The 1179-nt window shown below is 70.9% G+C and carries 2 protein-coding genes; both read right to left on the bottom strand.

Going from position 1 to position 1179, the window contains the following annotated elements:
• A partial coding sequence (locus tag AUL36_RS19110) for a MobA/MobL family protein (RefSeq protein ID WP_192843866.1) occupies positions 1–850 on the bottom strand: 850 nt, incomplete at its 3' end.
• On the bottom strand, positions 847–1179 hold a 333-nt coding region (locus tag AUL36_RS24315), incomplete at its 5' end, for a hypothetical protein (protein ID WP_210168872.1). The genes AUL36_RS19110 and AUL36_RS24315, both read right to left, overlap by 4 nt.

Here is a 1179-nt window from a genome sequence, read left to right as displayed (position 1 = left end):
GGGCGGGAGCGCGAGCGAATCCTTTGACTCGTAGGGCCATCTCTTTCTCCATTCGGGTGAGTTCGTTGTCGAGGCGCCGGACCTCGCGGATGCCCGCGACGACGGCGGTTCGGCGGTCGTGTCGACGCCGCTTTCGGACCGCAGCCATGCGGCGCTCGCTCATGGGCGGCTCCGGCATCCGGGGATCGCCCCGGGCCTCGTAGGAGCGGTGGTCGGCGCGCCGCTTCGAGCCGGCGGCGCGAAGGTGTTCGTTGATGATCCCAGCGATGCGCTCTCGCTCGCGTGTCAGGGCATCACCGCGAGCGCCGCCGCCGTGGCTTCCGCCGCTCGTCAGGAGGGCGTTGACGGCCTCGTTGCGTTTCGCCGCGAATCCGGTTGGGGACGCGGGGTCGAGCTTGCGGACCGTGAGAAGCATGTGGACGTGCGGCTGCTCGCCGCGATCGGCTGCGCGAGGTTCGTGGAGGGCCACGTCCGCGACGGCACCGGCATCGAGGTACGGCGCGGCCACGTCAGCGATGAACGCGCCCCACGAACTGCGCGGAAGGTCCCGGGGGATGGCGACTTGGAGTTCGCGGGCGGTCTGGGCATCGCGGCGGCGCTCGGCGAGTTCGACGCGCGACCAGAGCGACTCGCGATCGTAGACCCAGGCAGGCGCCCCGGCCGGGGCCATAACGTAGGAATCCGTTACGGCCTTCTTCCGCGAGTAGTCCCAGACCTGCCCCGTCCTCTCGTCCACGAGGCGAGCGGCGGCCCGGTACGCCGCGGCGGCCACGGAGGATTTTCCGCGCGACCGCTGGATGACCGACGCGCGGACGTGGCACAGCGCCTCGTGGTCGGGAAGCGAGGTCACGGCGATGTCTCGCGAAGGTCGAGCGTGCGGAGCAGCCCCTCACCGGCCTGCGAGGCCGGGGTGAGCCACAGGCCGGCCGTCCCGACCTTCAGTGCGATCCGGTTGCCCTGCGACGACGCGCGAACCCCGAACGGGGAGAGCGCCTCGTCCATCGACCGGACCATGTACGCCTGTCCGAGGCGCCAGTTGTACGTCAGGAGGTAGACGGCGCTGGGTTTCGGATCGTTGCACATGGACGCGATGCGGTTGCCGACGAGCGAAGGCAGCCCCGCCGCCATGAGCTCGGAGTAGGTCGGCCCGGTCAGTACGTCGCGCCGGGGCGCAGGGCG

The organism is Aureimonas sp. D3, from assembly GCF_001463805.1.
GTDB lineage: Bacteria > Pseudomonadota > Alphaproteobacteria > Rhizobiales > Rhizobiaceae > Aureimonas > Aureimonas ureilytica_A.
Note: the sequence above shows the minus strand (reverse complement) of the source record. Positions and strands in the feature narration are given on the sequence as shown.